8 protein-coding genes are annotated in these 9,082 nt (G+C 47.0%); 6 read left to right on the plus strand and 2 right to left on the minus strand.

All coding sequences use genetic code 11. The features are described 5' to 3' along the window. The 6 genes from hisC to Q0394_RS04170 all read left to right on the plus strand — a co-directional run bounded on the left by hisC (position 1) and on the right by Q0394_RS04170 (position 7,744). Positions 1-1,101: a histidinol-phosphate transaminase gene (gene hisC / locus Q0394_RS04145; protein ID WP_298945614.1), complete on the plus strand. Its 1,101-nt coding sequence runs from the start codon at positions 1-3 to the stop codon at positions 1,099-1,101. Then, positions 1,102-2,796 carry a flagellar basal-body MS-ring/collar protein FliF gene (gene fliF / locus Q0394_RS04150; RefSeq protein ID WP_298945613.1) on the plus strand — a complete coding sequence of 565 codons (1,695 nt, stop codon included), beginning with the start codon at positions 1,102-1,104 and terminating at the stop codon, positions 2,794-2,796. Then, positions 2,796-3,827 carry a flagellar motor switch protein FliG gene (fliG, locus tag Q0394_RS04155; RefSeq protein ID WP_039895120.1) on the plus strand — a complete coding sequence of 344 codons (1,032 nt, stop codon included), beginning with the start codon at positions 2,796-2,798 and terminating at the stop codon, positions 3,825-3,827. Before fliF ends, fliG begins: the two co-directional genes overlap by 1 nt. Then, positions 3,824-4,636 carry a flagellar assembly protein FliH gene (fliH, locus tag Q0394_RS04160; protein WP_298945612.1) on the plus strand — a complete coding sequence of 271 codons (813 nt, stop codon included), beginning with the start codon at positions 3,824-3,826 and terminating at the stop codon, positions 4,634-4,636. The genes fliG and fliH overlap by 4 nt, the downstream gene beginning before the upstream one ends. Continuing rightward, entirely contained in the window at positions 4,636-6,483 is a 1,848-nt protein-coding gene (gene dxs, locus Q0394_RS04165) for a 1-deoxy-D-xylulose-5-phosphate synthase (RefSeq protein ID WP_298945647.1), read from the plus strand. Before fliH ends, dxs begins: the two co-directional genes overlap by 1 nt. 850 nt (positions 6,484-7,333) lie before the next feature. Further along, positions 7,334-7,744, plus strand: coding sequence for a Fur family transcriptional regulator (locus Q0394_RS04170; protein ID WP_002947300.1), 411 nt, complete (start codon positions 7,334-7,336; stop codon positions 7,742-7,744). A gap of 209 nt (positions 7,745-7,953) precedes the next feature. Here Q0394_RS04170 and Q0394_RS04175 read toward each other — a convergent pair whose 3' ends face one another. Together Q0394_RS04175 and Q0394_RS04180 are read right to left on the minus strand one after the other, a co-directional pair. Continuing rightward, positions 7,954-8,637 carry an SMI1/KNR4 family protein gene (locus Q0394_RS04175; RefSeq protein WP_298945611.1) on the minus strand — a complete coding sequence of 228 codons (684 nt, stop codon included), beginning with the start codon at positions 8,635-8,637 and terminating at the stop codon, positions 7,954-7,956. A gap of 341 nt (positions 8,638-8,978) precedes the next feature. Continuing rightward, positions 8,979-9,074 carry a tyrosine-protein phosphatase gene (locus Q0394_RS04180; protein ID WP_298945646.1) on the minus strand — a complete coding sequence of 32 codons (96 nt, stop codon included), beginning with the start codon at positions 9,072-9,074 and terminating at the stop codon, positions 8,979-8,981. Between the last annotated feature and the right edge of the window lie 8 nt (positions 9,075-9,082).

Here is a 9,082-nt window from a genome sequence, read left to right on the forward strand (position 1 = left end):
ATGAAATTTAACGAAAATTTGGCAAATTTAGTGAGCTACGAGGCGGGCAAACCTATCGAGCTAGTCGTGCGCGAATACGGCATCGACGCCAAAGACGTCATCAAGCTAGCCAGCAACGAAAACCCGTACGGCACGAGCCCTGCGGTAGTAAAAGCAGTCAGCGAGATAGTAAACAAAATGCACCTCTACCCGGACGACAGCTACTTCGAGCTAAAGGCTGCGCTAGCTAGTAAATTTGGTGTGGGCGAAAAATCTATCGTAATAGGCTCGGGAAGCGATCAGATAATAGAATTTGCCGTGCACGCAAAGGCAAACGCTAATAAGGGAATTTTGATTGCAGGCATAACATTTGCGATGTATGAAATTTACGCTAAAGCAGCGGGTGCGAAGGTTTTTAAAACTCAGAGTAAAGAGCATGACCTGGGCGAGTTTTTGCAAATTTATAAGGCCAAAAAAGACGAGATCGGCGTTATATTTTTGTGTGTACCAAACAATCCTCTTGGAGGCTGCCTAGACGCCGAGGAAATTTATAAATTTTTAGAGCAGATTGACGCCGATACGCTCGTGGTTATCGACGGCGCATATCAGGAGTTTGCTAAATTTAAAGACGCGAAAAAAGAGATAAGGCCGCGCGAACTCATAGCTAAATTTCCAAACGCGATATACCTGGGCACGTTTTCTAAGGCTTATGGCCTTGGCGGCATGCGCGTAGGGTACGGCATCGGCGAAGAAAGCGTGATGAGCGAGCTGGGTAAGCTAAGAGCGCCGTTTAACATAACGACGCTTAGTTTAAAAGCGGCTATCGAGGCGCTAAAAGACGAAGAATTCGTAAAAATGACGCTTGAGACGAACTTTGAGGAGATGAAAAAGTATGAAAAATTTGCCGATCTTCATGGTATAAAGCATTTGCCGAGCTTTACAAATTTTATCGTTTTTGAATTTGAGCGTCAAAACGCGAGCGAGCTTGCTCAAAATCTGTTAAAAAAAGGTATAATTTTACGTGATCTAAAAGGCTACGGATTAAACGCGGTTCGCATAACGATCGGACTGCCTAGTCAAAACGACGTAGTTTTAAAACAAATTGGGGGAAATTTAAAGTAAATGGATTTCAAAACCGCAATTCAACAAATCGGACAGGTCTATCACAACCTCTCGTTAAGACAGCGCCTAGTCGCCGCGGGCTCGGTCGTGCTCGTGGTCGGTTTTTTAGTGTTTTTGAGCATTCACAAAAGCTCAAACGAAAACTACGACGGCTATAGCGTACTTTTTGAAAACACTTCCGCCGCAGACTCTGCGCTGATAATCCAGCAACTTGAAAAAGATAAGGTAAAGTATAAAATTTTAAACGAGGGCACGATTTTGGTGCCAAACTCGGACGTTTACCGCGAGAGGATCTCGATCGCGTCGCTTGGGATTTTAAAAGACGGCAAGGTTGGATTTGAGATTTTCGATAAACAAGAATTCGGCGCGACGGATGCCGAGCAAAAGGTCAAATTTCAGCGTGCGCTCGAGGGAGAGTTAGCTCGCACGATCGAAAGTCTAGCGCCGATAAATAAAGCCATCGTGCGTATCGCGATACCCAAAGAAACGATTTTTACCGAGCGAGCCACGCCGCCAAGTGCGTCTATCGTATTAAATTTAAAAGACGGGCAGAGCTTAAATTTAAAACAAATTACCGGCATTAAAAATTTAGTCGCGGCCGCGGTGGCAAATTTAAAACCAGAGCAAGTCAAAATCGTGAGCCAGGACGGAGTGCCGCTTGGCGAGGAGGACGGCGAATACGATAGCGATCAGATCACGCAACAAATCCGCTACAAACGCGACGCCGAGCACAATCTCGAAGAAAAAATCATAAACGTCCTATCGCCTATCGTTGGTGGCTCGGATAAGGTCGTAGCCAAAGTAACGATAGACTTTGACTTTGCTAGAAAAGATAGCCAAAGCGAGACCTTTGATCCAAACTCTGTAGCTAGAAGCGAACAAAACGTCGAAGAAAAACGCCAAGGTAGTAAAGAAGCCGAAGTGCAAGGCGTGCCGGGAGCTGTGAGCAATATCGGTCCGGTCGAAGGCCTGCAAGACGGTAAAATGAAAGAGCTGTATTCAAAAAGCTCATCTACGACAAACTATGAAATCTCAAAAAAAGTCGAGCGCGTCAAGGATCAGTTTGCTAAGATAAACCGCCTAAGCGCCGCTGTCGTCGTGGATGGAAAATACGAAAATAAAAAAGACGAAAAAGGAAATCCAACTAGCGAAATAGCCTACGTACCGCTTGATAAAGAGCAGCTAGCACGTATAGACGCTCTTATTCGCCAGTCTATCGGCTTTGATCCAAACAGAGGTGACGAGGTTACTGTTAGTAACTTTGAGTTCCAGCGTCAAGACGGACAGACGCCGGCTAGCAAAGTTCAGTCCTTTTTCGAGCTTTACGTAGTGCCGTTTTTACCTATCTTAAAGTATCTTTTTGTAGCGATCTTACTATATGTATTCTACAAGAAAGTCATTACGCCGTTTATGACCAAAATGCTTGAGGACGTAAAAGAAGAAGAGATCGATCTATCCGAAAACGAGGTTCAGCTCGAGGATAGCGAAGATACGCTGGAGAAATTTCAAGCAGCTAGGAAAAAGGTTGAGGAGCAGCTGGGTATCGGAGATAACTTTAATGAGGACGACCTGCGCTACGATGTATTACTAGAAAAGATGAAACTAGTCGTTCAAGATCGCAGCGAAGAGATAGCCGTATTGCTTCAAGATATGATAAAAAACGATTCGGACTTTACCAACCGTAAGGACTTTTAATGGCAATAAAGTTAAATGAACAACAAAAGATGATTTACGACGACCTTTCGATGCCCGAAAAGGTCGCTATTTTGCTTATTCAGCTAGGCGAGGACGTTACGACTTTGCTCTTTTCTCATATGGAGGTTGACGTCATAACCGAAATTTCGCGCTATATAGCTACCGCAAAGAGTACCGACAAAAGCGTAGCTGCTGCGGTTTTAGAGGAATTTTACGCTCTCATGCAGTCAAATCAGTATATGAGAAGCGGCGGCTTAGAGTACGCGAAAGAAATTTTATACCGCACCTTTGGTCCGGAAGCTGCGCAAAAGATACTCGACAAGCTCGCAAAAAGCATGGAAAACACAAAGAGCTTCGGTTATCTTACCAAGGTCAAGCCTCAGCAGCTTGCAGACTTTATTGTTAACGAACATCCGCAGACTATCGCGCTTATTTTGGCGCATATGGACTCAACCAGCGCAGCCGAGACGCTTTCGTTTTTTAATAACGAGCTTAGAAGCGAGGTCGTCGTAAGAATGGCAAATTTGGGCGACATCAGCCCGTCTATAATCAAACGCGTTTCAACGGTGCTAGAAGGCAAACTAGAGAGCCTCACGTCCTACAAAGTCGAAGTCGGCGGACCAAGGGCCGTGGCGGAGGTGTTAAACCGCCTCGGCCAAAAGGCATCCAAAGCTACGATCGAATATATCGAGGACGTCGACGACAAGCTCGCTACGACCATCAAAGAGCTTATGTTTACCTTTGAGGATATTAACACCCTCAATCAAGCAGCTATCCGCGAAATACTTAAAAACGTCGATAAAAAAGACCTTATGATTGCCCTAAAAGGTAGCGGCGACGCATTGAGAGATAAATTTCTCTCCAGTATGTCTCAACGCGCCAGCGATTCGTTTAAAGAAGAAATGCAGTTTTTGGGAGCGGTGCGCGTAAAAGACGTCGAAGAGGCGCAGCGCCGCATAGTAGAGCAGGTTCAGGCCTTAGCGGAAAGCGGGGCGTTCCAAATAGGCGAAAGCGATGAGATGATAGAATGAAAAGTAGCGTAATAACAAATGAGCGCTCAAAAGAGCACTTCGTAGAAAACTATCGGTTTAAAATTTTAGGTCAGGAAAAAAGAAGCGAGGATACACGCTCGACCCACGAAAGCGAATCCGGCCGCACGACCGAGCATAACGAGCGAGCCTTAAACGGCGAGCAAGAGAGCTCAAATTTAAACGACGCAAAAGAGCAAGGCGGGCATTTTAAGCCTGAGTCAAGCTTTATCGAGGAGCTTTTGAAGCGCACCGACGAGATGAGCGGCAGTATGATAAAGCTGCAAATGCAAATCGAAAACCAAGAAAACGAATTTGCTAAACGCCTAGAGAGCGAGATCCAGCGCGCTAAAGAGGACGGCATAAAGCAGGGTAGAGACGAGGCGGCGGCTAAATTCGACGAGGAGCTAAAGGCGCTTGAGAGCAGATATCTGGGATCTATAAATAAGCTAGAGGAGCAGGCGGCTAAATTTGAAAGCCTCATCTCATCTAGCGAAGCGCAGCTACCGACTACCGCAATCGAGATCGCAAAAGAGGTCGTGAAAAAAGAGATTTCTCTAAATTCGGCAAACATCGCCGCAGCTATCTGTAAGGAGCTTTTTAGCGAGATAAAAGACGCCAAAGAGGTGCAGATAAAGGTAAATCCGAAAGATTACGAGTTTATCAAAGAAAATTTCTCCGGTCAAAACGTCAAAATCTCCGCCGACGAAGCCATCAGCGCGGGCGGAGCGATCGTGCTTAGCGACGCGGGCAACCTCGAGGGCACGATCGAAGCTAGACTAGAAAAAATCAAAAAGATAATAGGACAATGATAGACGTAAAATCTATGAACATGGAGGAGCTCGAAGCGCTTTGCGGAAAGCTCCGAGATAAAATTTTACAAACCGTCAGCGCAAACGGCGGGCATCTGAGCTCAAACATCGGCGCGGTCGAGCTAATCGTCGCGATGCATTATGTTTTCGACGCCGTAAAAGATCCGTTTATATTTGACGTCAGCCACCAAAGCTACGCGCACAAGCTAATCACGGGGCGCTGGGATAAATTTGACACGCTTAGAAAATTTGGCGGTATCAGCGGCTACACCAAGCCCTCCGAGAGCAAATACGACTACTTTATCGCCGGCCACAGCTCCACCTCGATCTCGCTAGCAGTCGGCGCGTCAAAGGCGATCAAGCTAAAGGGCGAGGATCGCATCCCCGTGGCCCTCATCGGTGACGGCTCGATGAGTGCGGGTATCGCGTACGAGGCGCTAAACGAGCTAGGCGATATCAAAAATCCCTGCGTCATCATCCTAAACGACAATGAAATGAGCATCAGTAAGCCAATCGGCGCCTTTAGTAACTACCTCTCGCAGATGATGGCAGGGCCGCTGTATCAGAAGTTTAAAAGCCGAGTCGAGAGATTTTTGAGCTATATGCCAGATGGCGCCGCGTATATGGCGCGCAGGATGGAGGAGGGCATCAGGATATTTACGCCGGGGATGTTTTTCGAGGAGCTTGGGCTTGAGTACATCGGTCCCGTAAACGGCCACGACGTGAAGGCGCTCATCGAGGCTTTTAGCGTCGCAAAAGGGATGAAAAAGCCCGTCGTCGTGCACGCTCAGACGCTAAAAGGCAAAGGCTACGAAAAGGCCGAGGGGCATCTAGCAAGCTGGCACGGCGTGAGTCCGTTTGATTTGCAAAGCGGCGAAGCTATCAAAAAATCAGCCGCCAAATCGGCCACAGCGCTCTTTGCCGAAAATTTACTAGACCTCGCCTGTAGGCATGAGGATATCGTCGGAGTTACCGCCGCGATGCCTACGGGCACGGGCATAGACGCTTTGATGGAGAGATTTCCGGATAGATTTTGGGACGTAGCGATCGCCGAGCAGCACGCCGTCGCCTCGATGGCCGCTATGGCAAAAGAGGGCTTTAAGCCATTTATCGCGATTTATTCGACCTTTTTGCAGCGGGCTTTTGACCAGGTCGTACACGACTGCGCGATCATGAATCTAAACGTCGTCTTTGCGATGGACCGCGCTGGCATCGTCGGCGAGGACGGCGAGACGCATCAGGGCGCGTTTGACGTTAGTTATCTAAATTTGATCCCGAATTTAACTATTTTCGCGCCTCGCTGTGCCGATAGTTTTAGATTTGCGATGCATTACGCCTACGCTCACGAGGGGCCTTGCGCTCTTCGCTATCCGCGCGGAGCTTTTGCGCTGGCGCAGGGCGAATTTGAGGTGCGAGAGCTAAAGCTCGGCAAGGGCGAGATTTTGGTCGAGGGCGGCGGCGAAGCAGCCTTTATCGCTTACGGCAACGCCGTGGGCAAGGCAAACGCCGCGCGCAAAATTTTACTAGAAAAAACGGACGGCAAATTTGACCCGAGCCTCGTTGATCTAGTGTTTGTTAAGCCGCTTGACGGCGAACTTTTGCAAGAGCTCGCGCGCAAGCATAAAATTTGGTACGTCTTTTCCGATACTGCAAAAAAAGGCGGCGTAGGCGAGATTTTGGCTGCGTTTTTGCAGGAGCGGCGCATTTTTGACGTGCGCATCGTTAGCTTTGAGTTTGACGACGCGTTTATCCCGCACGGCGCTACGGCCGATGTCGAGAGGGCTCTTGGTATCGATGCGGCGAGCGTTTGCGAGAAAATTTTAGCCCAAAAGGCAGATCAAATTTAAGCTGAAGCTTTTTTGCGTTTCGGTTTTATGCATTTTGGCGAGCGCATTTAGGCGGAGAAGGCGAAAAATTTGAGCGAAACAAACCTTTTTATACTCGGTCCCGCCGCTATTACTTTGATTTACCACTCCTAAACGGCACAGGCAAATTTGTGCGCATCAAGCCGGTTTTATTTATTTTTATCTTCGTTTATCTTTTTTACGGACTGGCTTGCGAGCGAATTTTTGGGTTAAATTTGAGTCGCGATAGGCTTTTGTGCTAAGGTTTGTTTTGCTCGCTGTGTCCTAGGATAAAATCGCTAAAAAACATTACAGACTTTCGTTTTTTGCCGTTTATAATGCTTAAATTTGGCGCCGGTGCTTGATTTGACGCGGATTATATCAAAAAGGTAAAATTTAAGTAGATTTTTGCTCGTAAATTTAGCCGTGCAGCAAGGCACAGAAGCTTGTTTAAATTTAAAATCGCAATTAGCGAAAACTATTTTTACGCCTTTGCTTGAAAAACGTAGCCGTATCTAAAACGCTGCGGTATCGCCGCAACCGACAAAAAATAAATTTTACGGTAGTGATGATAAGCGGCGTTCGGTTGCAACGATCGATAACAAAATTTATGTCGCATTAAAAAGTAGGATTTTTATTTAAATTCGGCGAGCAAACCATCAAATTTAAATCGCATTCAAATTTAAGCCCAAAGGTCTAAAATTTACCTTGAGTATAGCGCTTAAACTCGTAAAAAGTATAAATTTGACCATAAACGACACAAATTTTAGTAAATAATAATTTATATTACCAACTATAAAGAAGTTTTAAATAAAATTTTTGTATATTTAGCTAAAAAATATTAGGAAAAACTATGAACTATATGGAACTTCTCAAAAATCACGGGCTCAAAGCCACCCCGCAGCGCCTCAGCGTGCTCAAAATCCTCGACCGCCACACGCACCCAACGATCGACGAGCTTTATGAGGAGATCTGCGCCGAAAACCCGTCCGTATCGCTCGCGACGGTGTACAAAAACCTAAATATGCTAAAGGACGAAGGCCTCGTCGTCGAGGTCAATATGCCAAATCAAAAGGCGCGCTACGATATCTTTAGCTACCCGCACATCCACGTCGTATGCGAGAGCTGCGGGCATGTCGAGGACTATAACTTCTGCGAGGCGCTGAGCGAGTACAAGGAAAATTTGGAGAGAAAGCTCGGAAATTTCATCGAAAAGATGAATGTGCTCGTAACTGTAAAAGACTGCAAAAACTGCCGCCATTAAGCTTTTGGCTCGCTTTTTGGTGGGCTAAATTTTCTCTCGTTTATAGCTTTATAATGAATTAAATTCGGGCTTATGCTAATAAAATTTGCAGCTGTTTTTGATCCTGCAAGTGAGCTTTTTGCCAAGAATAAGTTATACTTGCGGGTGCTTGGCGGCGCTAAAAGCGGCGACATTGTGCATTTTAACCTACCATAAATTTATACTAAAGCTCACTCCGCGACGCGATTTGCCCAGATCAAAAACTCATCGCTCGGGTTCTCGTCGTCTAGATGCGCGGGAGTGACGAGCTCAAGCGCGGTTTGCGGGATCGTCGTTTTAAACGTCTGTGTTACCCACTGCTGAAATTTCACGTTTGGATGCACGATAAAGTCGTCATTCTCGCTGTTTGGCGGAGCACTAAAATCCTCGTCCCAGCAGATTTCATCGTATCCTATCGCAATCAACCGCAAAAAATCAAGTCCACTATGAGCCAAAATGCAGGTCATCATCGAGCCTGAGCCGGAGCCCATGTGTACGATCTTCGTTTCACCCGCATCACCCAGCCACAGCGCGCACATCGAGCCCTCCGAGCCGCTGCCTGCGAACACGCAAAGCCGCTGCTTGATCTCCGCGGCAAGCTCGCGATCCTCGCCGTAAAACCAATACCTTAACTCCTCGTCGCGATTTTTCGGATCATCCGTGAAAAAGACAATGTCCGTGCCGCCCTCTCGCTCATCGTCGCTCCAACTCTGCTGCAGCCGATCCTGTGGGTAGAGATAGCCGCGTCTGCGCCCGCCAACGTCGTCATAAAAGCCGTTTGCTTCGATCCACGCATAAAGCGCCTGGGTCTCGCTCGGCACGCGCATGCCCTGCGGTAGCGCCTCGCGCAGCTGCGCTAACAATAAATTTTCCACAATCGCTCCTTTTGCTAAATTTGATGCTCGAATTTTAATGCGTTTTGGCTAAATTTTTAAGTTTTATTGCTTTAAGGCCTATTAAAAATTTTTTACTTTAAATTTATCTCACTTCGGATATACCAGTGATACCGTCATCAAATTTGGTTTATAGCGTCGCTAAAAGTTGAATACAAATTTCACGCCGTCTGACCTAACGGGCGAAATTTCGTCTAAATTCCAAGCTCGGCTCTTATAAGCGCTTCGTTTTGCGGCGTCAAAAAGCCCGCGATATCCTGCCACATGGAGTTAAAGCCGTATCCGCCGTCTATCATCTCGCTACGCGCGGCATCTAGCCCCGATCAGATTACGCGGTACATCGCCACCACAATCCCCGTGCGATCGGCTCCATGATAGCAGTGCACGAGCACGGCGCCCTCCTTTTGGCGCTCGCGAATGGTGCGCA

The organism is uncultured Campylobacter sp. (assembly GCF_938039205.1).
Lineage (GTDB): Bacteria > Campylobacterota > Campylobacteria > Campylobacterales > Campylobacteraceae > Campylobacter_A.